This is a genomic window from Amycolatopsis sp. NPDC051102 (assembly GCF_040682815.1).
Taxonomy (GTDB): domain Bacteria; phylum Actinomycetota; class Actinomycetes; order Mycobacteriales; family Pseudonocardiaceae; genus Amycolatopsis.
The window spans coordinates 207,398-232,808 of the sequence record NZ_JBFBBT010000012.1 but is presented as its reverse complement, the minus strand read 5'-3'; the positions used below and the strand labels follow the sequence as shown (position 1 = coordinate 232,808).

The 25,411-nt window shown below is 70.8% G+C and carries 30 protein-coding genes; 13 read left to right on the top strand and 17 right to left on the bottom strand.

Annotated features, from left to right (window positions below; translation table 11 throughout):
* The first annotated feature begins 84 nt into the window (after window positions 1–84).
* From AB0M93_RS30670 to AB0M93_RS30655, 4 genes are read left to right on the top strand one after another with little or no spacing between them, the layout of a single operon-like run.
* Window positions 85–1,482 carry a hypothetical protein gene (locus tag AB0M93_RS30670; RefSeq protein ID WP_364279469.1) on the top strand — a complete coding sequence of 466 codons (1,398 nt, stop codon included), beginning with the start codon at window positions 85–87 and terminating at the stop codon, window positions 1,480–1,482.
* A complete protein-coding gene (locus AB0M93_RS30665; RefSeq protein ID WP_364279466.1) occupies window positions 1,479–1,871 on the top strand; it encodes a FixH family protein in 393 nt (130 codons plus the stop codon). Before AB0M93_RS30670 ends, AB0M93_RS30665 begins: the two co-directional genes overlap by 4 nt.
* 10 nt (window positions 1,872–1,881) lie before the next feature.
* A complete protein-coding gene (locus tag AB0M93_RS30660) occupies window positions 1,882–3,024 on the top strand; it encodes a hypothetical protein (protein ID WP_364279463.1) in 1,143 nt (380 codons plus the stop codon).
* Complete coding sequence (locus AB0M93_RS30655; protein WP_364279460.1) at window positions 3,017–3,562, top strand: hypothetical protein; 546 nt, start codon at window positions 3,017–3,019, stop codon at window positions 3,560–3,562. Before AB0M93_RS30660 ends, AB0M93_RS30655 begins: the two co-directional genes overlap by 8 nt.
* A gap of 141 nt (window positions 3,563–3,703) precedes the next feature.
* Here the strand turns inward: AB0M93_RS30655 and AB0M93_RS30650 are convergent, their stop codons facing one another.
* Window positions 3,704–3,958 carry a DUF397 domain-containing protein gene (locus tag AB0M93_RS30650; RefSeq protein ID WP_364279457.1) on the bottom strand — a complete coding sequence of 85 codons (255 nt, stop codon included), beginning with the start codon at window positions 3,956–3,958 and terminating at the stop codon, window positions 3,704–3,706.
* 300 nt (window positions 3,959–4,258) lie between these two features.
* On the opposite strand from AB0M93_RS30650, the gene AB0M93_RS30645 reads away from it, so the two are divergent.
* Window positions 4,259–4,381, top strand: coding sequence for a hypothetical protein (locus AB0M93_RS30645; RefSeq protein WP_364245441.1), 123 nt, complete (start codon window positions 4,259–4,261; stop codon window positions 4,379–4,381).
* Window positions 4,382–4,384: 3 nt separating this feature from the next.
* Window positions 4,385–4,639, top strand: a complete 255-nt coding sequence (locus AB0M93_RS30640) for a hypothetical protein (RefSeq protein ID WP_364279454.1) — start codon at window positions 4,385–4,387, stop codon at window positions 4,637–4,639.
* 69 nt (window positions 4,640–4,708) lie between these two features.
* Here AB0M93_RS30640 and AB0M93_RS30635 read toward each other — a convergent pair whose 3' ends face one another.
* From AB0M93_RS30635 to AB0M93_RS30620, 4 genes are all read right to left on the bottom strand, one after another.
* Window positions 4,709–5,317 (bottom strand): class I SAM-dependent methyltransferase, encoded by a 609-nt coding sequence (locus tag AB0M93_RS30635; protein WP_364279452.1) that lies wholly within the window; start codon window positions 5,315–5,317, stop codon window positions 4,709–4,711.
* Window positions 5,314–6,162: an SAM-dependent methyltransferase gene (locus AB0M93_RS30630; protein WP_364279449.1), complete on the bottom strand. Its 849-nt coding sequence runs from the start codon at window positions 6,160–6,162 to the stop codon at window positions 5,314–5,316. Before AB0M93_RS30630 ends, AB0M93_RS30635 begins: the two co-directional genes overlap by 4 nt.
* Window positions 6,134–6,985, bottom strand: coding sequence for an SAM-dependent methyltransferase (locus AB0M93_RS30625; protein WP_364279446.1), 852 nt, complete (start codon window positions 6,983–6,985; stop codon window positions 6,134–6,136). The genes AB0M93_RS30630 and AB0M93_RS30625 overlap by 29 nt, the downstream gene beginning before the upstream one ends.
* Before the next feature lie 102 nt (window positions 6,986–7,087).
* The gene (locus tag AB0M93_RS30620) at window positions 7,088–7,951 is read right to left on the bottom strand and encodes a helix-turn-helix transcriptional regulator (protein ID WP_013222333.1); all 864 of its coding nucleotides are present in this window, start codon (window positions 7,949–7,951) and stop codon (window positions 7,088–7,090) included.
* A 234-nt stretch (window positions 7,952–8,185) separates the two neighbouring features.
* Between AB0M93_RS30620 and AB0M93_RS30615 the strand changes: the two genes are divergently transcribed.
* A complete protein-coding gene (locus tag AB0M93_RS30615; protein ID WP_364279444.1) occupies window positions 8,186–9,106 on the top strand; it encodes an MBL fold metallo-hydrolase in 921 nt (306 codons plus the stop codon).
* Between the two features lie 140 nt (window positions 9,107–9,246).
* Window positions 9,247–10,686 carry an NADP-dependent phosphogluconate dehydrogenase gene (gndA, locus tag AB0M93_RS30610; RefSeq protein WP_364279441.1) on the top strand — a complete coding sequence of 480 codons (1,440 nt, stop codon included), beginning with the start codon at window positions 9,247–9,249 and terminating at the stop codon, window positions 10,684–10,686.
* 96 nt (window positions 10,687–10,782) lie between these two features.
* On the opposite strand, the gene AB0M93_RS30605 is transcribed toward gndA, so the two are convergent.
* The 6 genes from AB0M93_RS30605 to AB0M93_RS30580 are packed head-to-tail and all read right to left on the bottom strand — an operon-like array spanning window position 10,783 to window position 16,258.
* Complete coding sequence (locus tag AB0M93_RS30605; protein WP_364279438.1) at window positions 10,783–11,520, bottom strand: Clp protease N-terminal domain-containing protein; 738 nt, start codon at window positions 11,518–11,520, stop codon at window positions 10,783–10,785.
* Between the two features lie 53 nt (window positions 11,521–11,573).
* Window positions 11,574–12,749, bottom strand: coding sequence for a 4-hydroxybenzoate 3-monooxygenase (locus tag AB0M93_RS30600; RefSeq protein ID WP_364279436.1), 1,176 nt, complete (start codon window positions 12,747–12,749; stop codon window positions 11,574–11,576).
* Complete coding sequence (locus AB0M93_RS30595; protein WP_364279433.1) at window positions 12,746–13,960, bottom strand: FAD-dependent oxidoreductase; 1,215 nt, start codon at window positions 13,958–13,960, stop codon at window positions 12,746–12,748. Before AB0M93_RS30595 ends, AB0M93_RS30600 begins: the two co-directional genes overlap by 4 nt.
* A 53-nt stretch (window positions 13,961–14,013) precedes the next feature.
* Window positions 14,014–14,805, bottom strand: a complete 792-nt coding sequence (locus tag AB0M93_RS30590) for an IclR family transcriptional regulator (RefSeq protein WP_364279431.1) — start codon at window positions 14,803–14,805, stop codon at window positions 14,014–14,016.
* A complete protein-coding gene (locus tag AB0M93_RS30585) occupies window positions 14,802–15,122 on the bottom strand; it encodes an NIPSNAP family protein (protein ID WP_364279429.1) in 321 nt (106 codons plus the stop codon). The genes AB0M93_RS30590 and AB0M93_RS30585 overlap by 4 nt, the downstream gene beginning before the upstream one ends.
* The gene (locus AB0M93_RS30580; RefSeq protein ID WP_364279426.1) at window positions 15,119–16,258 is read right to left on the bottom strand and encodes a 5-methyltetrahydropteroyltriglutamate--homocysteine S-methyltransferase; all 1,140 of its coding nucleotides are present in this window, start codon (window positions 16,256–16,258) and stop codon (window positions 15,119–15,121) included. The genes AB0M93_RS30585 and AB0M93_RS30580 overlap by 4 nt, the downstream gene beginning before the upstream one ends.
* 131 nt (window positions 16,259–16,389) lie before the next feature.
* Between AB0M93_RS30580 and AB0M93_RS30575 the strand changes: the two genes are divergently transcribed.
* Complete coding sequence (locus AB0M93_RS30575) at window positions 16,390–17,721, top strand: nucleobase:cation symporter-2 family protein (protein WP_364279424.1); 1,332 nt, start codon at window positions 16,390–16,392, stop codon at window positions 17,719–17,721.
* Here AB0M93_RS30575 and AB0M93_RS30570 read toward each other — a convergent pair.
* A complete protein-coding gene (locus tag AB0M93_RS30570; RefSeq protein WP_364279422.1) occupies window positions 17,708–17,911 on the bottom strand; it encodes a DUF397 domain-containing protein in 204 nt (67 codons plus the stop codon). The genes AB0M93_RS30575 and AB0M93_RS30570 overlap by 14 nt on opposite strands.
* Window positions 17,908–18,783 carry a helix-turn-helix transcriptional regulator gene (locus AB0M93_RS30565; RefSeq protein ID WP_364279420.1) on the bottom strand — a complete coding sequence of 292 codons (876 nt, stop codon included), beginning with the start codon at window positions 18,781–18,783 and terminating at the stop codon, window positions 17,908–17,910. Before AB0M93_RS30565 ends, AB0M93_RS30570 begins: the two co-directional genes overlap by 4 nt.
* Window positions 18,784–19,002: 219 nt before the next feature.
* Here AB0M93_RS30565 and AB0M93_RS30560 point away from each other — a divergent pair, with 219 nt between their 5' ends.
* The gene (locus AB0M93_RS30560; protein ID WP_364279417.1) at window positions 19,003–19,350 is read left to right on the top strand and encodes a hypothetical protein; all 348 of its coding nucleotides are present in this window, start codon (window positions 19,003–19,005) and stop codon (window positions 19,348–19,350) included.
* Here AB0M93_RS30560 and AB0M93_RS30555 read toward each other — a convergent pair.
* Window positions 19,337–19,876 (bottom strand): TetR/AcrR family transcriptional regulator, encoded by a 540-nt coding sequence (locus AB0M93_RS30555; RefSeq protein ID WP_364279414.1) that lies wholly within the window; start codon window positions 19,874–19,876, stop codon window positions 19,337–19,339. The two genes, AB0M93_RS30560 and AB0M93_RS30555, sit on opposite strands and share 14 nt — an antisense overlap.
* An 87-nt stretch (window positions 19,877–19,963) precedes the next feature.
* On the opposite strand from AB0M93_RS30555, the gene AB0M93_RS30550 reads away from it, so the two are divergent.
* A complete protein-coding gene (locus tag AB0M93_RS30550; RefSeq protein ID WP_364279411.1) occupies window positions 19,964–20,410 on the top strand; it encodes a pyridoxamine 5'-phosphate oxidase family protein in 447 nt (148 codons plus the stop codon).
* 1 nt (window position 20,411) lies between these two features.
* Here the strand turns inward: AB0M93_RS30550 and AB0M93_RS30545 are convergent, their stop codons facing one another.
* On the bottom strand, window positions 20,412–20,954 hold the full coding sequence (locus tag AB0M93_RS30545) for a hypothetical protein (protein ID WP_364279408.1): 543 nt from the start codon (window positions 20,952–20,954) through the stop codon (window positions 20,412–20,414).
* A 170-nt stretch (window positions 20,955–21,124) separates the two neighbouring features.
* Here AB0M93_RS30545 and AB0M93_RS30540 point away from each other — a divergent pair, with 170 nt between their 5' ends.
* Both AB0M93_RS30540 and AB0M93_RS30535 read left to right on the top strand, forming a co-directional pair.
* Window positions 21,125–21,871: a rhomboid-like protein gene (locus AB0M93_RS30540; RefSeq protein WP_364279406.1), complete on the top strand. Its 747-nt coding sequence runs from the start codon at window positions 21,125–21,127 to the stop codon at window positions 21,869–21,871.
* Window positions 21,872–21,911: 40 nt separating this feature from the next.
* Window positions 21,912–24,236, top strand: coding sequence for an EAL domain-containing protein (locus tag AB0M93_RS30535; protein WP_364279403.1), 2,325 nt, complete (start codon window positions 21,912–21,914; stop codon window positions 24,234–24,236).
* Here the strand turns inward: AB0M93_RS30535 and AB0M93_RS30530 are convergent.
* Window positions 24,230–25,021: an arylamine N-acetyltransferase gene (locus tag AB0M93_RS30530; RefSeq protein WP_364279400.1), complete on the bottom strand. Its 792-nt coding sequence runs from the start codon at window positions 25,019–25,021 to the stop codon at window positions 24,230–24,232. The two genes, AB0M93_RS30535 and AB0M93_RS30530, sit on opposite strands and share 7 nt — an antisense overlap.
* A gap of 33 nt (window positions 25,022–25,054) precedes the next feature.
* Window positions 25,055–25,405 (bottom strand): YciI family protein, encoded by a 351-nt coding sequence (locus tag AB0M93_RS30525; protein ID WP_364279397.1) that lies wholly within the window; start codon window positions 25,403–25,405, stop codon window positions 25,055–25,057.
* Window positions 25,406–25,411 lie beyond the last annotated feature (6 nt).

The following is a 25,411-nucleotide window of genomic DNA, read 5'->3' as shown; positions in this document are numbered from 1 at the left end:
GCACCGGTCCCCCGGACTGGGGACCGGCTTTCCCTCGCCGCCGTGACGCCCGCCACCGGTTGTGCCGGTTAGGTTCGAACGACAATGGGGAGCAAATCGAGAGCAGCACTGCTGATGCTGCTGGCCGTCCTGGGGATCGCGGCCGGCGGCGGGACCGCGCACGCCGACGGCGCGCCGAGCGGCACCGACGTCCAGGTGGCGCAGACGCTCGGCACCCGCGAACTGACCGTGATCATCCGGCGGGTCGACACGACGCCGTCGCCGCTGCGGGTCGACGTCGTGACGCACCGCGGCACCGCACCCGGCACGCTGCACCTGGCCACCGCGGCCGACGGCGTCACGGTCTCACGCACCGACGTCGTCCTCGGCGCCGAACCCGGGATGTACGCGGGAAATCTCCAAGTCGACAAGCCGGGACCGTGGGAGCTGTCGCTGAGCGACGGCACCGGGCCCGCGGCGACGATCCCGTTCCTCGTGCCCGCCCGGGTGGTGCCGCCGTGGGAAAAGGCGACCTACGGCGGGTTCGTCGCCGCGGGCGTTTTCCTGCTGCTCGCCCTCGCCGTCGGGGTGCGCGCGAAACGGACGGCGTTCGCGCTGATCCCGGCGGGTGGCGCGGTCGCGGCGATCGCCGTCGCCGTCACCGGCGCACTGCTGTCGGCGAGCACTCCCCCGCCACCCGCGCCCGGCAGCCAGCTCGACCCGACGTTCGACAACGTCACCGACCCGTACGCCAACGCCCGGCTGTCCACAGTGGATTATTCCCGGCCGCCGGTGAACCTCGCCGTCGACGCCCTGCGCGGCGATCTGAGGCTGAGCCTCACCGACGGCGCCACCGGACGGCCGGTCGACGACCTGCTGATCCACGACAACGCCCTGGTGCACCTGGTGCTGGTCTCGCCCTCCGGACGGCTGAGCCACCTGCACCCCGTGCGCGTCGGCCCCGGCGACTACCGCGTCCACCTCGCCGATCCGGAGGCGGGCACGTACGCCGTAGCCGCGGAACTCGCCCGGCGCGGCGGCGGCGTCCAGCTCGCCCGGTCCACGGTGGACATAAAAGGCACCGCCGCACCCGCGACCGAACCGCCCGGCCCCGGGCCGCGGACGGTCGACGGCACCCCGGTGGACCTCACGATCACCCCGGGCTCGCCGACGACGATCACCGCGCACTTTCCCGCCCGGGACCTGCAGCCGTGGCTGGGCATGCTCGGCCACCTCGTCATCACCGGGCCGTTCACCGGCCCCGCCGGCGAAGGCGCCGCCAAGGCGCCGACGTGGGCGCACGTCCACGCCATGATCCCGCCCGTCGCCGGTCAGCTCGACCGTCCTGATGAGACGGTCGCCGCGTACGGCCCGGACGTCAGCTTCACCTACACCTTCGCCGCGCCCGGCCGGTACCGGATCTGGCTGCAGGCCGAACGCGGCTTCCACGTGCTCACCGTCCCCGCCGTGGTGGACGTCCCGACGACAGGAGCCGGCCGATGAAACGCCCGACCGTGCTGATCGCCGTGGTCGCGCTGGTCGTCGCGGCCGGGGTCGCGTGGCTGCTCTGGGGCGGCGGCGGCACGAAACCCACCACGCAGCAAGCGGTTTCCGGGCCCTACACCGTGCAGTTCTCCGCGGACCAGCCGCGCGTCGGCGGCAACACGTTCGCCGTGGCGGTGACCGGGCCCGCGCCCGAAGCCGTCACGGTCGCGCCGGTCATGGCGCAGATGGGGCACGCGCTGGCGCCGGTGCCCGCCGGGCCGGACGGGCCCGGCCGCTTCCGCGCCGCGGACGTCGGGCTGCCGATGGCCGGGCAGTGGGAGATCACCGTTTCCCTGCGCGGCCCCGGCGGGCCCGCGCAGGTCGTCTTTCCCGTATTGGTCAAGTGAAGGAGGGGGCATGGATCTCACCGCATCCGGCGTGCACGCCACGTCGGCGGCGAAACAGGCGCGGACGGGGTTGCTGCCGGCGAACGTCGTGCTCGGCGGGTCGCTGCTGTCACTGGTCGGGCTGACCTGGGACATCCAGTGGCACGACGACGTCGGGCCGGACACGTTCTTCACGCTGCCGCACCTGTTCCTGTACGCGGGCAGCGCGGTCGTCGGCCTGGCGAGCCTCGCCGTCGTGCTGCTGACGACGGCGGCGCGGCGCGCGGGACGGCCGGTCGACCCGCGGGTCGGCGGCCGCGTGGTCAACGTCTTCGGCCGGACGTTCGCGGCGCCGCTGGGCTACCTGGTCTCCGGCGTCGGCGCGGCGACGTTCCTGCTGTACGGCCTGTGGGACCAGTGGTGGCACGGGCTCTACGGCTTCGACGCGGTCATCGACTCGCCGCCGCACATCGGGCTGCTGCTGTCGATCACGGTGTCGCTCATCGGCACGACCGCGGTGTTCGCCGCGGCCCGCGAGCACCGCTGGGGCCGGCTCGGCACGCTGGCGTCGCTGACCGTGCTGCTCACCTTCGGCCCGGTGCTGGCGCTCGGGTTGCAGCAGGTGCCGGCCGACTACGCCGACCCCGTCGCGATCGGGACGTCGATGATGGCGGTGCTGCTGCTCGCCGTCGGCGCCGGGTTCGTCCGCCGTCCGGGCGGAGCGGCCGGCACCGCGGCCCTGGTCGCGGTCGTGCAGGCGGTGTTCTGGTGGTTCTCGCCGTGGGCGGCGAAGGCTTACGCCGACCTGGTCGGCCTGCCGCTGCGGGACGCGGTTGCCGGCGTGCCGGCGATGCCGTCGCTGGCGCCGATGGCCCTGCTGCCGGTGGCGGCGCTGATGGAGCTGGTCTACCTCGCCGGCCGGCGCCGGGGGTGGCGCGCGGGCCGGGTGTCCGTGGTCGCCGGCGGGATCGCCGGGCTGCTGATCGGGCTGAGCCTGCCGGTCCAGCGGACCCTGCTCTACACCGGCGCGCACCTGCCGCCGGCCTGGTACCTGACGACGACCGCCGTGCTCAGCGCGGCATTGGGGCTGCTCGGCGGGTTCGCCGGGTGGCGGTTCGGCGGGATGCTCTGCCTGCTGGCGCCCGCGAAGAAGGGGGAAACCGCTGATGCGTAAGACGTTGCTTGCCCTGGCCGCCGTCGCCGGGCTGCTGTTCGCGACCGCCGCACCGGCGAACGCCTACGAGCCGGTGAACATCGTGCACACCGAGCGGGTGCAGGCCGGGCCGTACGGGCTGACGGTCGGGTTCAGCACCTGGCCGCTGAAAGCCATGCAGTCACTCGACTTCACCTTCATCCCCGACGGCGGGATCGAGGACAAGTCCGGCACGCTCTCGATGCTCGGCCCCGGCGGTGCGCAGCGGCGCGCCCAGCCGCTCGTGCGGCACCCCCGAAAGCGGGAGGTCTGGGGCCTTGACGTCCGGTCGCTACCGCGGCCGGGCGACTGGACGTTGCGCTTCACCGTCAACGGCCCCGCCGGGTCCGGCACCGGCGAGCTGCGTTCGCTGCCGGTGCTGGAGCAGCCGGGACCGCCGATGGGGGTGAGCTGGGCGATCAGCACCCTGCCGTTGATCGGGCTCGTGGTGCTGATCGTGGTCGCGTGGCGCCGGACCCGCAGCCGGCTGCGCGGCGGGGAACTTCCGGCAATCGGGTGAGATTCCGCTCACATTCGGCGCCCGGACGTATTCAGGGCGTCGCGGGGGCCTCCTTCACCGCAGGACGGGAAGGGGGCCTTCACCATTTCTTCTCCAGCCGTTTCTCCAGCCGCCACGCCGGCCACAGCCGGACGGACGGGCTCAGGCGGGCAGATCGAACTGCCCGGCCTTGACCGCGATCAGGAACGCTTCCCACTCGGCGCTGTCGAAGACGAAGACGGGGCTGGTCGCGAGCTTGGTGTCGCGGACGCCGATCACGCCGTCCCGGCCGAGGTTGACCTCGACGCAGCTGCCGCCGTTGGGCTCGCTGGCGAACGACTTCTCCCAGGCGGCCTCTTCGAACATAGACACGGCCGTGTTCGGATCGTAATCCGCGAACGACGGATAATCCGCCATGGGTCGTACCTCCGAGGATCGATGGGTCGCGGCCGCGAACGGGTCGAAATGCCCCCGCTCCCGGCTACTCAGTGTCTCAATGGCGCAAGCCACAGGGCCAAGCGGGTGATCAACTAGCTCCGGCCTCGACATGAAGATTATTCCAGGAGTAGGATTAATCGCATCGGCCGGGGCGCTGGTGTCGGTGAACGACTGCCTGCTCGCGGCGGACGGTCGTCGACGCGGGCTGAGCTGCCGGATCGACCAGCGCCGGGCCGGATGAACCCAAGCAGCCGCACGACCTCATGGGGGAGGATCAGCGTGATCGTCGAGGACAGGCCCCACGTCTCCGGACGCGCCGCCACGGCCACGACCGGGCTGATCCGCGCGCACCTGACCGGCGGCGAACCCGCCCGGTCACCGCGACGAGAGCTGGGGGTGTAGACGATGGCCGTCCGGGTGAACTCGCTGTTCCGCCGGGAGGACGAAGAACACCGTGGCCGCCGGGGCATCGGCAACGAGCTCCGCAACCGCTTCGGCTTCAGCCTGATCCAGGCACCGCTGCGCAAGACGACGACGTGGGCGACGGACCAGGACCTGCCGCTGCGGCGCCACTCCGACGGGGTCCGCACGACCCGCCCGCTGGAGGCGTCGATCGACCTGACGCCACTGCTGCGCGGCCGGCTCGGTACCCGCGTCTGAAGCCTGAACTGCCGTACCACCACCGAGAGCCCCGGTTTCCTGCGGAACCGGGGCTCTTTCCGTGCCGGGCTACGGTTTCCGGAGCAGCAGGCTGCCGTGCCGCATCGGCCGCTCCCCCGCCACCGGCTCGCGGTACACCCGTCCCACCTCGGTAAAGCCCGCCGCAGCCCCGAATCCGGCCAGTTCGTCCATCGGCCAGCAGTAGGCCGTCGTCACCTTGTGGTCGAACGGCGTCAGCGGGCCACCCCCGGATTCGAAGCACCCCAACAGAACGTGACCGCCGGGTGCCAACATCCGGGCGAATTCGGCGAAGTACGCCGGAATCTCCGCCGGCGGCGTGTGGATCAGCGAGTACCACGCCAGGATCCCGGCCAGCGACGCGTCGGGCAGGTCCAGCGCCGCCATGGAACCCACTTCGAAGCGCAGGTCCGGCCGCGCGGCCCGGGCGAGCTCGACCATCGCCGGCGACAGGTCCACGCCGAAGCTGTCGAGCCCGAGCGAGCGCAGGTGCGCGGTCAGGTGGCCGGGTCCGCAGCCGAGGTCGGCGACCGGGCCGCGGCCGCGGACGGAATCCGCGAACGCGGTCCACACCGCCCGCTCGAGCGGGTGGTCGTCCCAGGTTCCGGCGACGAATTCGGCGTACCGGACGGCGACCGCGTCGTAGGCGGCGGCCGTCACGGCTTGCGGCCGAGGCCGCAGAGGTGCCCGACGAACGCCGGGTCGTTCGCGAGCTTCTTCGTGGCCTTGGACTCGATTTCCTCGGGGTGCCACTCCGGCAGGTAGACGATGCCCGGCTCGACGAGCTCCAGCCCCTCGAAGAACGACGTGAACTCCGTCCGGGTGCGCAGGTGCAGCGGGGTGCTCGACTGGTTGTACTGCTTCATGATCCGCTCGCGGCTGTCGGCGTCGGCCATCTCCTGCAGGCCGTCGCTCGTCAGGTGCGAGGACAGGAAGTACGAGCCGGACGGCAGCAGCGACAGGTACTTCCGGATGGTCTGGGCCACCGGCTCGTCGGCGCCGAGGAAGTACAGGACGCCGACCATGATCAGGGCGATCGGGCGGTTCGGGTCGAGGACGCCGGTGTCGAGCGCGCGCTTCCAGATGTCGGCCGGGTCACGCAGGTCGCCCTGCAGCACCGCGTGCCGGTCCGCGACGCCCTCCTGCTCCAGCAGGATCTGCGAGTGGGCGACGGCGACCGGCTCGTTGTCGACGTACACGCACCGCGCGTCCGGGTTCACCTCCGTCGCGACCTCGTGCACGTTCCCCACGGTCGGGACGCCGGAGCCGAGGTCGAGGAACTGGTCGATGCCGTTGCGGGCGAGGTACCGCACCCCGCGGCCGAGGAAGTCGCGGCCGGCGCGGGCGACGGTCTTGATCATCGGGAAGGTCCTGACGGCCTGCTCGCCGAACTGCCGGTCGATGGCCCAGTTGGCGTCGCCGCCGAGGAACCAGTCGTAGATGCGGGCCGCGTTCGGCCGGTCCAGGTCCACGCCTTCAGGGGCTTCGGGGTCCTGCGTGCTCATTGCGTCCTCCAGGCTTGCGGCCGACACCGCCGACCACGCTCGCGAGGGGGACCGTGGCGGCGCCGGGCTCGGGGCGCCACTCTCCCACAGGCACTATTCCGGGCTCGACGACGTCGAAGTTACCGAAGAACGCGGCGATCTCGTCGAGCGACCGGGAAATCGCGGGCGAGCTCGACCGCTCGGACAGCTTGACCAGCCGCCGGATCTGCTCCAGCTCTTCGCCTTCGACGCCGGATTCGGTCGCGTGCGAAAGCACGTACGCCGACCCGGGGGCCAGGAGCGTCCGGTAGTCGCGGATGGCTTCGCGGACCCCGCCGGCTTCCGGCAGGAAGTGCAGCACCGCCACGGTGAGCAGGCAGATCGGCTGGTCCGGGTCGAGCACGCCGGTCGCCAGCGCGGCTTCCCAGACCTCTTCGACGTCCCGCAGATCGGCGTGCAGGACGGCGTGCCGTTCGGGGTCGCCTGCCTCTTCGAGCAGCATCCGCCCGTGCGCGACGGCCACCGGCTCGTGGTCGACGTAGACGCAGCGGCTGTCGTCGGCGTAGTCGTCGGCCACCTCGTGCACGTTGCCGGCCGTGGGGATGCCCGAGCCGAGGTCGAGGAACTGCGTGATGCCTTCGGCGAGGCAGTAGCGCACGGCCCGGCCGAGGAAGTCGCGGTTGCTGCGGGCGAGCACCTTCGCCAGCGGGAACGCCTGCACCGCCTGCTCGCCGTACTGCCGGTCGATCGCCCAGTTCGCGGTGCCGCCGAGCGCCCAGTCGTAGATCCGCGCGACGTTCGGGCGGTCGAGATCGATGGCATCGGGCAGGAAGTCGGGGTCCACGACGTTCCCCTTCGGGCGGCAACTTCCGGTGGATTCGGGCGCAACGGAGTGACTCTACCGAAAGTTGTTCACAGCCCGGGACAGTTCACAGGGCCATTCGCCCTATTGGAGCTGCTGCATCTGGGCGCGGTAACCCTCCGCGAGCTCCTTGAGGAACTGCCGGGTCTCCTGGCGTTCCAGCGCGGCTCCGCGCAGCCTGTCCCAGGAGTCGACGAAGATGTTGAAGTCCTTGACGTCGTCGAGGTAGAGCCCGCCGGCGGAGTGCTCGATGTAGACGAAGTCCCGCGTGCGGTCCGGGAACCGCATGATCGTGAAGTCGTTGGGCACCGCGGCCAGCCGCGCGCCGAACGGCAGTACGTGCACGTAGACCCGCGGGTGCTTCTCGAGCGAGAGCAGGTGCTCGACCTGGTCGAGCATCACCGCGGGCGCGTACCCGCCGGGTGCCCGGCGCAGCGCGCCTTCGCTGATGATGAACCGGTAGTAGGGCGGCTGCTGCTGCTCGAACACGGCCTTGCGGTCGAGCCGGTTGCGCACCAGCGACGTCACGTCCGTCGCGCCGGCCTCGGTGAACTGCTTGAGCATGTAGTGCTCGGACTGCAGCGGGCCGGGGATGCGCTCACCGTGCCAGGTGAGGATCTCCGCGGCCGCGGGTTCCAGGTCGGTGAAGGTGCGGAACCAGTGCGGCACCACCGAGCGGTAGCCGGACCAGTGGCCGCGCTGCCCGGCGGCGGCGCGCGCCAGGTTCATCAGCGTGTCGGCTTCTTCGCCGTTGATCCCGAATGCGTTCAGCATGGATCGCACATCCCCGAGCTTCACCCCGACGGCACCGGACTCGATCTTGTTGACCTTGCCCTGGGTGCAGCCGAGGACCTCGGCGACCTGCTGCTGTGTCATCCGCGCCGCGGTGCGGGCATGCCGGAGCTCGTTCCCGAGCTGCTTCCGGCGCGAGGTGACGGTGCTGGCCATCGCCCTGCTCTCCCGGACCACTACAAGCGACGGCGGCCACCGGCCGCCGTCACACACGAACTATCGAACCCACCCAGGTTAGTGCTTCACCTTGCGGATCTCGATGATGACATCGCGCAGCGTTCCAGGAAACGCCGCGGAATGCCAGTCACCTGCGGTATCACTCGCCTGGACCAGTGAAATTCCGAATTATTCCGCCAACCGGAGGAGCCGTCTCTCCGGCATAGTGACCCCGTGACCGATCGTTCGCCCTCCGCCGCCGCCGTCACCCGGCTGGCCGACCGGGTCCACGGCTACGTCCAGCCGGACGGCTCCTGGTACATCAACAACTGCGGGTTCGTCGACGCCGGCGACCACACCGTGCTCATAGACACGTGCTCCACCGAGCGCCGCACGCGCGCGCTGCTCGAGACGGTCCAGGCCGCCACCGGCAGCCCGGTGACGACGCTGGTGAACACCCACCACCACGGCGACCACACCAACGGCAACTACCTGGTCGAGGGCGCGACGGTGATCGGCCACCGCAAGACGCGCGAGCTGATGGTCGCCGAGGGCATCCAGACGTTCGACGGCGTCTTCGTCGGCAACGACTGGGGCGAGCTGAAGTCGCGGCCACCGGAGGTCGTGTTCGACGACCGGCTGACGTTGTACGCCGGGGACGTCGAGATCCAGCTGATCCACCCCGGCCACGCGGCCCACACGACCAACGACGTGCTGGTCTGGCTGCCGGAGCAGCGCGTGCTCTACTCCGGTGACCTGGTGTTCCACGGCGGCAGCCCGTTCGCGCTGATGGGCTCGGTGGCCGGCTGGCGCGCCGGGCTCGACGTCATCCGGGAACTCGAACCGGACGTGATCTTGCCTGGTCACGGCGGCCCGTGCGGACTGGACGTCGTGGAGACGGTCGACCGGTACCTGGCCTTCGTCCAGAAGACGGCCGAGCGCGGCAAGGCCGCCGGGCTGTCCCCGCTGGAGGTGGCGAAGGAGACCGACCTGGGCGAGTTCTCGGAGCTGACCGAGCAGGAACGGCTGCCGGGCAACCTGCACCGGGCGTACGCCGAGCTCGACGGCGCCGAGTGGGGCGCGGACATCGACCTGGTGGCGGCGATCACCGACATGCTCGCGATCAACAAGGGGCCCATCCGCTGCTTCTCCTGAACTAGGTGAGCTGCTCCTCCGTGCCCTCCGTTGAGGCCTCGATCGGACTATCCATCCATGCCCCCACCACCACCCTCAAAGGAGCGGCTGCGCCGCACTGTGGCCTAGGGTGAATCGAGAGAGACTTCGGAAGGATTCGGATGAGCAAGAAGGCGAGCATCGGGGTCACCGGCCTGGCGGTCATGGGCCGCAACCTGGCCCGCAACCTGGCCCGGCACGGCCACACGGTGGCCCTGCACAACCGGTCCGAGGAGCGGACCCGCGCGCTGGTGGAGCAGTTCGGCGACGAGGGCGACTTCATCCCGGCGTACTCCGCGCAGGAGTTCGTCGACGCGCTGGAGCGGCCGCGGCAGGTCGTGATCATGGTCAAGGCCGGCGGCCCGACGGACGCCGTCATCGAGGAGTTCGCGCCGCTGCTCGAAGAGGGCGACGTGATCATCGACGCCGGCAACGCGCACTTCGCCGACACGCGCCGCCGCGAGAAAGCGCTGCGCGAGCGTGGGCTGCACTTCGTCGGCAGCGGCGTCTCCGGCGGTGAGGAAGGCGCGCTGCACGGGCCGAGCATCATGCCCGGCGGCTCGAAGGAGTCGTACGAGTCGCTCGGCCCGCTGTTCGAGGACATCTCGGCCAAGGTCGACGGCGAGCCGTGCTGCACGCACATCGGCGCGGACGGCGCCGGGCACTTCGTCAAGATGGTGCACAACGGCATCGAGTACGCCGACATGCAGCTGATCGCGGAGTCGTTCGACCTGCTCCGGCACGCGGGCGGCTACGCCCCGGCCGAGATCGCCGACGTGTTCCGCACCTGGAACACCGGCCGGCTGGACTCCTACCTGATCGAGATCACCGCCGACGTGCTCGCGCACGTCGACAAGGCGTCCGGCAAGCCGTTCGTCGACATCGTCGAGGACGCCGCCGAGCAGAAGGGCACCGGCCGCTGGACGGTGCAGATCGGCCTCGACCTGGGCGTCCCGATCTCGGGCATCGCCGAAGCCGTCTTCGCGCGTTCGCTGTCCGGCTCCAAGTCGCTGCGCGCGGCGGCCCGCGGGCTCGGCGGTCCTTCGGCGGCGCCGCTGTCGGGTTCCGCGCTGGACCGCTTCGCCGACGACGTCGAGCAGGCGCTGTACGCGTCGAAGGTGGTCGCGTACGCGCAGGGCTTCAACCAGATCCAGGCCGGCGCGACGGAGTACGGCTGGGACATCGACCTGGGCAAGGTCGCCTCGATCTGGCGCGGCGGCTGCATCATCCGCGCGAAGTTCCTCAACGACATCACCGCGGCCTACGCCGACGAGCCGGAGCTGCCGACGCTGCTGACGTCGGGTGGCTTCCGCAAGGCGGTCGAGGACGCGCAGGACTCGTGGCGCTCGGTGATCTCGACCGCGGTCAAGCTCGGCATCCCGACGCCGGGCTTCTCGACGGCGCTGGCCTACTACGACGGCCTCCGCGCGGACCGGCTGCCGGCCGCGCTGGTCCAGGGCCAGCGGGACTTCTTCGGGGCCCACACCTACCGCCGGGTGGACCGCGAAGGCTCGTTCCACACGGCCTGGGCCGCCGACGGCCGCCCGGAGTCCGAAGCCTGACCAGCCGCTGCTCTGGCCGGGAAGACCCCCTGGTCCCACCCGGTCAGAGCAGCGTCACCAGCAGCAACGCCAGGAGCGCCGCGGCGAGCAGGAGCCTCACTGCCCGCGGGCGGCGAGGATCTCCGCCAGCACCTCCAGGATCTTCGCCTCGGCCTCGTCCTTCTTGACGCCCAGGCCGTCGAGCACCTCGAAGCCGCTGCCCTCACCCTGTTCCAGCAGGGCCAGCAGCATGTGTTCGGTGCCGATGTAGTTGTGCCCCAGCCGCAGGCCTTCGCGCATGGTCAGCTCGAGGGTCTTCTTCGCGGCTCCGGTGAACGGGACCGGGTTCGGCGCCGGGTCCACCGGCTCGGGCAACCGGGCTTCGGCGGCTTCGCGGACGGCGTCGAGCTGCACGCCCTGGGCCAGGATCGCCCCGGCCGCCAGGGCCGCGGGCTCGCTGAGCAGGCCCAGCACGATGTGCACGGTGTCGATCTCCGGACTGGCGTGGTCGACGGCCGCCTTCTGCGCCTCGACGATGACGTGCCGGGCCCGGTCGGTGTAGCGGCCGAAGAGCCGTTCGATGCTGCCGCTCGGGTCACCGCCGGGATCGACCTTCGGCACGAACCGCTTCTGCGCGGCCTGTTTCGTGACGCCCATGCTGGCGCCGATCTCGGTCCAGGACGCCCCGGACCGCCGGGCCTGGTCGACGAAGTGGCCGATCAGGTGGTCGGCCACTTCGCCGAGGTGCTGACCCACGTAGACGGCGTCAGTCAGCTGCGCGAGGGCGTCCTGTTCGTGGTTGCTCTTGATGGCGTTGATGAGGTCGTCGAGCTTGATCTGAGGGAGTTCGGTCATGCCGTCAACTGTAGGTTGACGACCGGTCTTCCGTCAACCAGGAGTTGACGATCTTAGGCGAACGGCAGCCCGACGTAGTTCTCCGCGAGGCTCGTCGCCGCCGCTCGCGACGACGTCGTGTAGCGCAGCTGCGACAGCTGCAGCTGCCGCGCGAACCCGTCCGCGTGCGGGTCCGCGTGCAGCATCGTCGTCATGAACCAGGAGAAGTGCTCGGCCCGCCACACCCGGCGCAGACACGTGTCCGAATAGGACGCGGCGAGCGATTCGTCGCCGCGCAGCAACGTCTCCAGCGCCCGCGACAGCACCCGGACGTCGGCGACGGCGAGGTTCATGCCCTTCGCGCCGGTCGGCGGCACGATGTGCGCGGCGTCGCCGGCCAGGAACAGCCGCCCGTGCCGCAGCGGCTCGGCGACGAAGCTGCGCATCGGCGTGACGCCCTTGTCGAGGATCGGGCCTTCGCGGAGCGTGAAGTCGCCTTCGACCTCGAGCCGGGCGGTCAGCTCGGCCCAGATCCGGTCGTCGGACCACGCGTCCACGGACTCCGCGGGGTCGACCTGGAGGTAGAGCCGGGTGATCTCCGGCGTCCTCATGCTGTGTAGGGCGAACCCGCGTTCGTGGTGGGTGTAGATGAGCTCGTGGTGCGACGGCGGCGTCCGCGCCAGGACGCCCAGCCACGCGAACGGGTACTCGCGCTCGTACACCGTCAGCGCGCTGTCCGGAATGGACGGACGGCAGATACCGTGGAAGCCGTCGCAGCCCGCGACGGCGTCGCATTCGATAATTCTTGCCACACCGGTGGAATCCCGGTAGCGCACGACCGGCCGCACAGTGTCCACATCGGACAATTCGACGTCCGAAACCTCGAACGAAATCGGGTACCCGCGGGCCTCGTGCGCGTCGATGAGGTCCTTGACGATCTCCTGCTGGCCGTACACCGTGATCGCGCGGCCGGTCAGCTCGGTCAGCGCGATCCGGTGGTCGGCGCGGTCGAACCGCAGCGACAGCCCCTCGTGCGGCATGCCCTCGGCCGCCAGCCGCTCGCCGAGGCCCAGCGACGTCAGCAGCTCGACCGTCGGCTGCTCGCAGACGCCGGCCCGCACGCGCTGCCGGACGTACTCGCGGTCGCGGGCCTCCAGGACCACGCAGTCGATCCCGGCCTGGTGCAGCAGGAACGAGAGCAGCAGCCCGGCCGGGCCGGCGCCGATCACCGCGACCTGCGTGCGCATCACGCGGCCCGCGACTTCAGGTGCGCCTTGAGGTCGAAGGCGCTGGCTTCGAGGTCGGCGTAGGCGGGCTTCGGCTCGGCGGTGAACAGGCGGCGCGCGGCGATGTGGTCGGCGGGCCGGTTGACCGACTCGACGGCGATGAGGACGTCGTCGCGGAAGGACAGCACGGAGAACTTGCCCGCCGCCGGGTCGCCCGCCACCACCGTCCGGTCGGCGCCCGAAAGGATGCCGGCGATCTGCAGTTTCGCGCCCGCCTGGTCGGTCCAGAACCACGGCAGGCTGGCGTAGGGCTCTTCGGTGCCGGTGATCGCCGCGGCCACGCAACGGGCCTGGTCGACGGCGTTCTGCACGGACTCCAGCCGCGTCTCGGCGCCCGCCTGGACGCACGGGAAGTTCGCGCAGTCGCCGATGGCGAAGATCCGGTCGTCCGCCGTGCGCAGGTGCGCGTCGACGACGACGCCGTTGCGCACCGGCAGCCCGGCGGCCTCGGCGAGGGTGGTCTCGGGCAGCACGCCGACGGCGACGACGACCAGGTCGGCGGGCAGCCGGGTGCCGTCGGAGAGCTCGACCTCACGCACCCGCGAGTCGCCGTGCATCGCCGTGACGCCCTGGCCGAGCAGCACCGTGTGGCCGGCGTTGCGGTGCAGATCGGCGAAGTAGGCGGAGATCTCCGGCGTCGCGACGCGGTTGAGCAGGCGGTCCTGCGCCTCGACGATCGTCACCGGACGGCCGGCGTGCGAGGCGAACTCCAGCCCGATGAACCCGCCGCCGGCCACGACGACGTTTTCGGCTCGGGCGAGGGACTCCCGCAGCCGGTCGGCGTCATCGCGGGTGCGCAGCGTCAGCACCCCCGGCAGGTCGGCGCCGGGCACGGGCAGCGTCCGGTTGCGGGCGCCGGTGGCCAGGATCAGGAAGTCGTAGTCCAGCTCGCGGCCGTCTTCGAGCTCGGCTTTCCGCGCCGCCCGGTCGATCTTCGCCACCCGGCCGGCGACCAGCTCGATGTCCTTCTCGGCGAAGAAGTCCTCGCCGCGCAGGTGCAGCTGCTCGAGCCCGGCGGTACCGGCCAGGTACGCCTTCGACAGCGGCGGCCGCTGGTACGGCACGCCCGGCTCGTCCCCGACCAGCACCACCCGGCCGGCGAAGCCCCGGTCCCGCAGCGAAGCCACGGCCTGGAACCCGCTCTGACCAGCACCGACGACGAGAACGGTGGTCATTCCTGCTCCTCACCCGATCCGGCAACCCTCGATCTCATCCGACCACACCCGGCTCAAGCCGTCGAGGAGCCGCCGGACGACCGCAGGGCCCGCGGCGCACCCAGCACCCGCGAGATGCCGCGCGCCGCGGCCCGCACGGCCGGGACCAGCGTCCGCGGGTCCGTCCCCTCCGCCGGGACGACCACCGAGATCGCCGCCACGACGTCGTCCGTGGCGTCGCGGACCGGCGCGGCCACCGACAGGGCGATGAGCTCGATCTGGCCGTCGCTGATCGCGTAGCCGTCGCGACGGACGTCCGCCATGACCTGCCGCAGCCGCGCGGGCGAGCCGATCGTCTTCGGCGTGAACGTCTTGAGCGGCCCGGCCAGCACTTCCTCCCGGACCTCGGCGGGGGCGTGCGCGAGCAGCACCTGGCCGACGCCGGTGGCGTGCGCGGGCAGCCGCCCGCCGACGCGGGTCATGACGTTGACCGCGCCGCGGCCGGAGATGCGTTCGACGAAGACGACCTCGGCCCCGTCCAGCACGGCCAGCTGCACGTTCTGGTGCGTCGCCTCGTAGAGGTCCTCGAGGAACGGCATGGCGCTTTCCCGCAGCTCGGCGCCGTGCGGGGCGAGCGACGCCACCTCCCACAGCCACAGCCCGACGCGGTAGCCGCCGGTTTCGTCGCGCACGAGTGCGCCACGCCGGACGAGTTCGCCGGCGAGCCGGTGCGTGGTCGACAGCGGCAGCCCGGCGCGGCGGCTGAGCTCCGACAGCGTCAGCCGCGGCCGCTCGGCGGTGAAGGCGCCCAGGAGGTCGAGGACGCGATCCACCACCGAAGGCGGCCGCTGCGCGCTGTGTCTCACCCTTCTTCGTCGTCCGGCAGCAGCGGCCGCATGAACGTCCGCCGGTACCGCACCACGCACCCGCTCTCCTCGCGGATCTTGTCGGCCTCGATGAAGTCCGGGTCGACGCCGAACAGCGTCCGGTAGCGCTCGTACGCGGCGAGGCTCTCGAAACTGAACAGCGCCCTGGCTTCGTCGCTCGCCCCCTCCGCCGGCAGGAAGTAGCCGTGGTGGACGCCGCCTTCGCGCTGCACCAGCCGCATCCACGCGGCGGCGAAGCGTTCGAAGTCGGGGAGTTTCGCGGGGTCGATGACGTAGTCGACGACGCAGGTGATCACTTGCCGCCCCAGACGCGGTCGGCCGTCGCGACGATCAGCTCCAGCTTCCGCAGCTGGTCGTCCGGGGTCAGGTCGTTGCCCTCCTCCGTCGAGGAGAAGCCGCACTGCGGCGACAGGCACAGCCGGTCGATGTCGACATACTGCGAAGCCTCTTCGATCCGCCGCACCAGGACGTCCGGGTCCTCCAGCTCCGGCCGCTTGGTCGTCACCAGGCCGAGGACGACCTTCTTGTCCTTCGGGACGAACCGCAGCGGCTCGAAACCGCCGGAGCGTTCGTCGTCGTACTCCAGGAAGAACCCGTCGACGGCGAGCTCGCCGAACAACGCCTCCGCGACGAACTCGTAGCTGCCTTCGGCGGCCCACGACGACCGGAAGTTGCCGCGGCACAGGTGGGTCGTCACGGTCAGGTCCTCGGGACGCCCTTCGAGCGCCGCGTTCATCGTCGCGATGTTGCGCAGGTGCTGGGTGTCCGGGTCGCCGCCCATCCGCGCGACGAGCTCCCGCTGCGCCGGGTCGTTGAGGTAGGCGAGGCTGGTGTCGTCGAGCTGCAGGTACCGGCAGCCGAGGCCGTGCATCGCGGTGACCTGCTGTTTGTAGGCCGCGCTGAGGTCGGCGAAGAACTCCTCGAGGTCCGGGTAGACGGTCTCGCTGACCGCGGCCCGGCCGCCGCGGTAGTAGACCATGCTCGGCGACGGGATGGTCAGCTTCGGCGTCACGCCCGGGTCCACATGGGACTGCAGGAAGCGGAAGTGGTCGGCGAAGATCGGCTCGTCGAGCCGCACCTTGCCGTCGACCTGCAGCCCCGGCGGGCTGAACTCGAGGTCACCCGCCAGGTTGTGGAACTTGACGTGCAGCCGCTGGTCGCTCTTCGAGACGCCGCCGAGCGCGTAGATGAAGTCCATGTGCCACGAAGCGCGCCGGAACTCGCCGTCGGTCGCCGAGCTCAGCCCGGCGGCCTTCTGCATCTTGATCACGTCGCGGATCGCGTCGTCCTCGACCGCGCGGAGCTGCTCCGCGTTGATCTCACCGCTTTCGTTCCGCCGTCGTGCGTCGCGCAACACCGGGGGCCGCAGCAGGCTCCCCACGTGATCGGCGCGAAACGGCGGGCCCACCTGGGAAATGCCACCCGAAGTCATGCACCGATGGTCACACATTCCCGGCCGTCGCGCCGCCCCCCGAAACATGATCATCACGACCAGGACTTGCCACCGTCACCGGCACCGCGTTGGCTGTGACACCGACCAGGCTGCTGCACCAGGGGGCGATCATGACGGAATCCGCGGTCCACCCGGTCGACCGGGGCCTGCCCGCCGGCCGGCTGGCCTTGCTCGGCCTCCAGCACATGGCGATCATGTACGCCGGTTCGGTCGCGGTGCCGCTGATCGTCGGCAGCGCGCTGAAGCTCGACCCGGCGACGATCGGGCTGCTGGTCAACGCCGACCTGCTGGTCGCGGGCATCGCGACGCTCATACAGGCGATCGGCATCGGGAAGCTGCTCGGCATCCGGCTGCCGGTGGTGGCGGGGGCGACGTTCACCGTCGTCAACCCGATGATCCTGATCGCGTCCCAGTACGGCCTGCCGGCGGTCTACGGCGCGATGCTCGCCTCCGGCGTGTTCGGGCTGCTCATCGCGCGGCCGTTCGCGAAGCTGATCCGGTTCTTCCCGCCGCTGGTCACCGGGACGCTGCTGCTGGTCATCGGCGTCTCGCTGCTGGGCCCGGGCGCGGCGATGATCGCCGGCCACGACCCGGCGGCACCGGACTACGCGGCGCCGTCGCACATCGGGCTGGCGTTCGGCGTGCTCGCGCTGCTTGTGCTGTTCACCCGCGTGCTGCGCGGGTTCGCCAACCAGGTCGGGCCGCTGCTGGCGCTGGCGATCGGGCTGGCCGTGGCGATCCCGATGGGCCTGGTGCACTGGGACGGCCTGCGCGCGGCCGGCTGGTTCGGGCTGGCGTCGCCGTTCCACTTCGGCGCGCCGACGTTCCCGGTGGCGGCGATCCTGTCGATGTGCGTGGTCATGCTGGTGACGTTCACGGAGTCGACCGCCGACATGATCGCCGTCGGCGAGATCACCGGCCGCCCGCCGACCGACGCCGACCTCGCCCGCGGCCTGGCGACCGACGGCGTCTCGGCCGTCCTCGGCGGCGTGATGAACTCCTTCCCGGACACGGCGTTCGCGCAGAACGTCGGCCTGGTGCGGATGACCGGCGTCCGCAGCCGCTGGGTGGTGGCGGTGACCGGCGGGATCCTCGTGCTGATGGGCCTGGTGCCGAAGGTCGGCGCGTTCATCGCGGCCATCCCCGAACCGGTGGTCGGCGGGGTCGCGGTGGTGATGTTCGCAATGGTCGCGGCGGTCGGCGCCCAGAACCTCCGGACGGTGGAGTTCTCGGGCAACCACAACACATTCGTGGTGGCGGTGGCCCTCGGCGTGGGTCTGCTGCCGGCGTTCGCCCCGGACTTCTTCAAGCACTTCCCGGCCTGGCTGCAGACGATCTGCGGAAGTTCGATCACGGTGGCGGCGGTGCTGGCCTTCGTGCTCAACCTCCTGTTCAACCACCTCGGCCGGCGCGCGGAGCCGGACCTGCTCAAAGCGTCTTGAGCGCCGCCCGCCACTGGGCTCGGGTGAAAGCCAGGACAGGAGACCCCGCCCCGAGCTTGGAATCCCGGACACCGACCCATTCGGTCTTCGTCGTGTTCACCTCGACGCACTCACCCTGGCCGCCGCTGGCACTGGACTTGAACCAATCGTCGGCGGCACTGAGGACGCGAAGGGCTTCAGGGTGGTTCATCGGGCGATCTCCTTCGCGACTTGCTCGATCAGAGCGATGCTTTGTTCCGGCTTGAGGGCCTTGTTCACCTGGATGCGGGTCAGGTCGTCACGGTAGATGGCGATCTCCGCAGGATCTTCGACGAACGTGCCCCGGATGCGCGACTCGAACCAAACGGTGCCCGGGTCGTCGTCGAATTCGGCCGGGTAGTCCATGATCGTGAAGGCGCCCTCCACGCCCGGGTGGCCACCGGCGGCAGCAGGCAGGACCTGCACCGTGATGTTCGGGAGCTGGGCCAGCTTGATCAACTGCTCGAGCTGGCGACGCATCACAGCCGAGCCACCGACGACACGGCGCAGCGCGGCCTCGTCGATGACGCGCCACACCTGCAGCGGCTCCAGGTCCGTCCGGTGGGTGAGCACCTCGTGGCGCGCCATGCGCAGCTCGACGCGGCGATTCACCTCGGCGTCGGACAGAGTGGGGTTGACGTCGCGAATGACGGCCTCGGCGTATTCGGGCAGCTGGAACAGCCCGTGCACGAGCATGGCGTCGTAGCCGCTGAGCCGTCGTGCGATGGATTCCAAGCCCAGGTACATCGTGAACCACTCAGGCGTGACGTCGGAGAAGCCGACCCACCAGTCTCGCCCCTTCTTCGCGCGGGCCAAGAGCGTCCGGAAGAACTGGATGCGGTCCGCGTGGCCGTACCAGGTGAGCAGGACTTCCAGATCAGCCGCGCTGGGCAAGTTCCGGCCGACCTCGACGTGTCCCGGCCAGGCGGCGGTCTTACCCAGCCGGTCCGCGACGTCAGCACGTTCGTACCCGGCACGGAGACGCAGCCGCTTCAGCTCTACGCCGATCCATCTCTTAAGCGCGCTTCGGCTCGACTCGACCATCGGCGTCACCTCCCGGCAGAGCTCACTGGCTCGTTCTTCACCCGAAAAGACCACGCTAAAAGCTAGCGCGCTACTTTGTAGCGTACTACTTTGATACGTGGCTGCTATGTAGTTCTGACCCAGCCACACAGTAGCCGCTGACGACACGGCGAGCGGGGAAGATCCAAGACCCCTGCGGACCGTGTCGTCAGCCCTTGCGACGAACCGGGTCCGGCGCCGATGGAGTACGCGATGACATCTGAATCACCGGCGGAACCAGCACCCGCAATGCCCGGTGCGGCACCGCTCTGCGACGAAGCCGAGTTCTCGGCACTCATCCAAGAGATGGTCGCCGAGGACGCGCCGCAGTTGTTCGCCGTCGTTCAGGAATACGGTGACCGCGTCGACGCCAGGATCGCCGCCTGGGGCATGGCGTTCCCAGACCACGCTGAGGTCATCACCGTCGAGTACACCCGGCGAATGAGCTTCTCGGCACCCACCCGCGCACTGCGCCTCTTCAGCTTCGGCAGCCACGTCCGCGCCCGCATCGCCTGGGTTGGACCGCACGGGGCCCTCAACACGCCGTGAGCAGCCGGTCGACGAGCGCCGCCGCGGTGCCCGGCTCGATCGGGCGCCTGAACAGCACGCGCACGTAAAGCGGGGCCAGGACGAAGTCGAGCACCTCGTCGACCGACGGCACCGGCTCGCCGCGGGCCGCGGCCTTGTCCAGGGCGGTCTGCAGGTCTTCGCCGCGGGCCCGCAGGTACTCCAGCGGCTTCTCGTCCGGGTTCAGGGTGGCGACGAGCGCGCGGAGCAGGATCTGGCCGTGCCGGTCGCGCATCGCGCGCTCCACGCCTTCGGCCCAGCCGAGCAGGTCGCCGCGCAGCGAGCCGGTGTCCGGGATCGGTGACGTCGAACGCAGGCGCGTCACCGCCGCGTCCAGTATCAAGGCGTCGCGGCTGCCCCAGCGCCGGTAGACGCTCGTCGGGTTCACGCCCGCCCGTTCGGCGATCTTCGGGATGGCGGCGTCGATCTCGCCGGCCGCGAGCAGTTCGACGACGGCGTCGTGCACCGCGTCGCGGACACGGGCGCTGCGGCCGCCGGGTCGGGTCATGCGCTCATCCTAAAGCAAAGCGACTTGCTTTTGTGCTCGAGCCACGGCTAGCCTTAAGTCAAATCGAATGGCTTTAAGGAGACTGTGATGGCCCGCAAGATGACCAAGGACGAGCGCGAGCGGTTCCTCGCCGAGCCGCAGGTCGGCGTGCTCAGCGTCGCGGCGGAGCCCGGGCGTGCGCCGCTGACCACGCCGATCTGGTACCGCTACGAGCCCGGCGGCGACGTCGTCGTGATGACGTCGCCCGGCTCGCGCAAGGCCCGCTTGATCGAGGCGGCCGGCCGGTTCGCGCTCTGCGTCCAGCAGCAGGACGGGGTCTACAAGTACGTGTCGGCCGAGGGCCCGGTGGTGGATTCGTGGCCGATGACGAAGGCCGAGCGGCACGAGATGGCGGCCCGCTACCTGCCGCCGGGCGTGAGCGAAGCGTACACCGACGCGATGGACGGCACCCACGGCAACAACATCGCGATCGTGATGCGCCCGGAGCGCTGGAACACCTCGGACTTCAGCGACCTGACCGAACAGCTGGCCTGATCTACCAGCAGATGACCAGCAGCACGCACGACGGCTCGGGCCGCGGCGTGGTGGTCGGGGCCGGCGAGTGGCCACCGGACGGCGGCGGATTCCCGGCCGGCGTCGTCGTCGCGGTGGGCGGCGTGGACGAACCGGCACCACCGGTCGGCGTGGCCGTCGGCGTCGCGGTTCCGGTGCTGCCGGTCTCGGTGGCCGAGGTCCGGCCCGGCACCTCGGTGACGGTGCCGCGGTGCTCACCCGAGGCCGGGACGACGTCGCCGCCGGTGCCGCCGCCGATCCCGCCGTCGTGCGGGGAGTCCGTGGCCTGGTCGGCGCCGCCCAGCCCGGTCGTGCGCTGTGGGAAGGGGATGACCTGGATCTGGTCGACCGGGGACGCGTCCTGGCGTTCCTTGCCGCCGAAGGCGACCAGCGCCGCGGCGGCACCGCAGCCGACGATGACGGCCAGCATCACCGCGACCACGCGCCAGCGCGACTGACCCGGTCCCGGACGGTCACCCCAGCCCTCGCGCACGAGCAGCTCGGCGACCGATACTTCGTCGTTCACCCCGACAGACCTTCCCGAGAGGCCTTCCGGCCGACATCGTGGCCGTATTCTTACCGTAAAAGGCCCCCGAATGGGTGAAGGTCCGGCAAAAAATCGTCACGTAACGCTCAGCTTGACAGTCAGTGACTCTCCACAGCGTTTTCTAAGCCGGCGCTCGTGATACTCCCAGCATGACCACCGATGCTCAGTCCATGCTGCTGAAAGCCGGACGGCCGGTCCCCGCGGCCGCCGGCGTGCGCGGCCGGTGGCCGGTCCTGAAGTTCGTCCCGAACCCGAAGACGACGCCGTTCACCTTCGGCTACCTGGTCGTCCTGCTCGGCACGACGCTGCTGCTCAAGTTCGCCGACGCGGACCTGACCGAGCGGCTGCTGCGGCTGTCCAGCACCGACGCCCACAACCTGTGGCGCCGGCCGCTGACCTCGCTGCTGACCAGCGCGCTCTGGCTGTCCGACGAGGGCTGGCTCGTCTACGTCGTGATCTTCACGATCGCCGTCGCGCCGCTGGAACGCCGGTTCGGCATCCGCCGCGCGGCGATCGTGTTCTTCTCCGGCCACGTCCTGGCCACGCTCGTCACCGAGCTGCCGGTGATGGCCCTGATCAGCTTCCACGTGCTGCCGGCCTCGGCGGGTCACTGGCTCGACATCGGGGTCAGCTACGGCTTCTTCACCACGGCCGGCGCCCTGGTGTTCCTCCTCGGCGGCCGCGCGCGGCTCCTGGCGCTCGCCGCGACCGAGGCGTTCATCGCGGTGATCTGGCTGAGCGACGACCCGGCGAGCTTCGACTCGATCGTCACGCTGCTCGGCCACGCGTTCGCCGCGCACTTCGGGCTGCTGTTCTGGGGACCGCGGCTGCGGCGCGCTTCCGCAGGCCGGGACCGGATTCCGGCGGGTAGGCACGAACCGGAGTCGGTGGTGTAATCGACGAGCCACACGCCGACCGCATGGGGGACGAACGCTCATGGAGGCAGACTCGCTCGCCGCGCTGGTCGAGCTGAGTCCGGACGCGATCTGCGTCCACGAGAACGGCGTCCTCACCTACGCCAACCGCGCCGCGCTGGAGACGTTCGCCGCCCGCTGCGCGGACGACGTCGTCGGCCGCCGGTTCACGGACTTCGTCGCCGAGGAGTCACGGGCCACGGTGGTGGCGAAGCTGGCGGAACTGACCCGGCCGGGGCAGGCGAGCGAGCCGGTCGAAGCGCTGATGTCCCGGCTGGACGGCAGCAAGTTCGCCGTGGAGACGGTGTCGGTGCGCCTGGCCGGCCACGGCGCCTACCAGGTCGTCATGCGGGACATCACGGCGAAGAAGGCGGCCGCCGACGCCCTCCGCTACCAGGCGGCGCTGGTGTCGCACGTCAGCGACGCGCTGATCGCGACCACCGGCGAAGGCGTCGTGACCAGCTGGAACCCGGCCGCCGAGGCGGTCTACGGCTGGACCGCGGCCGAGGCCGTCGGGCGGCGCGCGAGCGAGCTCGTCGGCGCACCCCTGGACCTGCCCGCCATCCGGCGCGGCGGCGGTGTCGCGGAAGCGGTGCACCGGCGGCGGGACGGCGCGCCGCTCGCAATCCGCGTCTCGGCCGCCGAGATGAACGACGGCTACGTGCTGGTCTGCGCCGACGAAACCGCGCGGCGGCGGGCCGAGCAGAACTACCGGACGGTGGTCGCCTCGCTCGACGAAGGCGTCCTGGTGATGGGACCGGCCGGGCTCATCGAAGCCGCGAACCCGGCGGCCTGCCGGATCCTCGGCGTCGCCGAAACCGACCTGATCGGCGTTCCGTGCCACACGCTGACGCTGTTCACCGAGTCCGGCCACTGGATCCCGCCGGACGAGCTGCCGTCGGTGCAGACCCGGCGGACCGGGGTGACGCACAACGGCCTGGTCGTCCGCCTGCGCCGGCCGGACGGCCGCGACGTCTGGGTGTCGCTGACCTCGCGGCTGCTCAACCCGGACGACCCGGCGGCGATGGCCGTGGTCACGTCGTTCACCGACATCACCGAAACCCGCGCGATCAGCGCGCAGCTCGCGCACGACGCCACCCACGACCCGCTGACCCGGCTGGCGAACCGGACCCTGGTGCTGGGCCGGCTCGACGTCCGCGAGCGCGGCGCGGTCACGGTTCTGTTCCTCGACCTGGACAAGTTCAAGCTCATCAACGACTCGCTCGGGCACTCGGTCGGCGACCAGGTGCTGCGGATCGTCGGCGAACGCCTGCGCCGCAGCTCGGGCCGTGACGACCTGGTCGGCAGGCTGGGCGGCGACGAGTTCGTCGTCGTCACCGCCGAGGTCACCGACCCCGGCGAGGTCCGCGCGCTGGCCGAGCACCTGCGGGCGGCGCTGGCCGAGCCGATCGGCGTGCTGGGCAGGCAACTGCACCTCGACGCCAGCATCGGGGTCGTGCTCGTCGGCCGCGACGACCGGCGCAGCGCCGAGGACCTGCTGCGCGACGCGGACGTCGCGATGTACCAGGCGAAGACGCTCGGGCGGGGCCGGCACCACTTCTTCGACGTCGGGCTGCGCGAGCGGATGCAGCGGCGGCTGCGGATGGAGCAGGACCTGCGCGACGCGGTGCACGACGGCCAGCTGTGGCCCGCGTACCAGCCGGTCGTCGACCTGCGGACCGGCGAGATGGTCGCGGTGGAGGCGCTGCTGCGGTGGACGCACCCGCGCCAGGGCGCGATCTCGCCCGCGGAGTTCATCCCGCTCGCCGAGGAGAGCGACCTGATCAACGTGATCGGCAAGGAGATGCTGCGCGCGACGACCCGCGAGCTCGCCGCGCGGCGGATCCGCCAGGGCCTCGACCTGACGCTGAAGGTCAACCTCTCGACCCGCCAGCTCGACGACCCGCACCTGGTCCCGGCGGTCCAGGACGCGCTGGCGAGCACCGGGCTGCCCGCCGGCGCGCTATGCCTGGAGGTGACCGAAAGCGCGTTGATGCGCGACCAGGAGGCGGCCGCGGAAGTGCTGGCGTCCCTGCGTTCCCTGGGGGTGCTGCTGGCGATCGACGACTTCGGCACCGGCTATTCGTCACTCGCGCAGCTGCGCCGGCTGACGCTGGACACGCTGAAGATCGACCGCTCGTTCATCACCGGGATCGCCGAGTCACGGGACGCCGAAGCGATCGTCACGAGCATCATCGCGATGGCGCACGCGGTGGACCTGACGGTCATCGCCGAAGGCGTCGAGTCGGCGGAGCAGGTGGACCTGCTCCGCCGGCTCGGCTGCGACCAGGCGCAGGGCTACCACCTCGGCCGCCCGGTGCCGGCGGCCGAGCTGTTCGGTCAGTAGACGGCTTTCAGGCGCTCCAGCTCATCCGGCGTCAGCTCGATGCCGAGGTCCTTGAGGGAGGCGTCGAGTTCGTCAGGAGCGATGGTGGTGGTTTCGCTGCGGCCATCGGGACGTTCGACGGTGAGCTCCCGGCCGAGGAGCCGGCGGCTGACGCCGGGTTCGAGCGTCATGATCACCAGCCGCCCGGTGAACGGCGACTTCGGGTGCGTCGAGGTGTAGTGGTGGTAGACCTCGTAGTCGATGGGGTGCATGCCGTTGAGCCGGAACTCGAGGATGTCCTCGCCGCCCTTTTCCAGCGTCCACCAGCCGTCGTTCTGCTTGATGCGCTGGGGCCAGCCGGCCTGGTCGACTTCGTGGCCGTCGACGAGCGGCATCGGGTCGAGGATCCCGGCCCCGTACCCGACGTCGGCGAGAAAGCGCTGCCCGTCGACGTCGACGGCGAGCGTCATGTGGGTGTAGGGCCCGGGCCGCCGCGGCTGCACGCGCGCGGAAAGCCGGTGCACGGTGTAGCCGAGCTGCTCGAGGACGGCGGCGAAGAGGCCACTGTGTTCGTAGCAGTAGCCGCCCCGCCGCCGCCCGACGAGTTTCGCGCTCACGACGTCGAGGGAAATCCCTTGGTGCTGCCCGAGAACGACGTCGACGTTCTCGAACGGGATGGCCTGGACGTGCGCGCGCATCAGATCGGTGAGCGCGGCTGCGGACGGTGCCCGGCGCGTCTGCCCGGTGCGTGCGAGGTAGGCGTCGAGATCGACGGCGCCGATACCCCATTCCCCTTCGGTGGTCATGGGTCCAGGATGGACCCTCGACCTTACTGGAGGTCAACCTTCGTGCACGACCTGCCGCACCTCGACGGCGGTGTAGGCGGCATCGGGGATCATCGCGGCCAGCTCGACGGCCCGCCCTTCGCCGGCGACGTCGACGACGTAGTAGCCGCAGAGGAAGGCGTCGGATTCGACGAAGGGCCCGGTCTTGACCTCCGCCTGGCCGTCCTTGACCTGGACGGTCCGGGTTTCGGCGGGTTCGGCGAGCGCCTTGGTCTCGACCATCTCCCCGGAGTCGGTGACGAGCTTGATGAAGGCCCCGTGCCCTTCGTAGACGGCGTTCTTCTGGTCATCGGTGAGGGTGGCCCAGAGGGTGGGGTTCATGTGGAGGGTGAGGAGGTAACGCATGTCCGG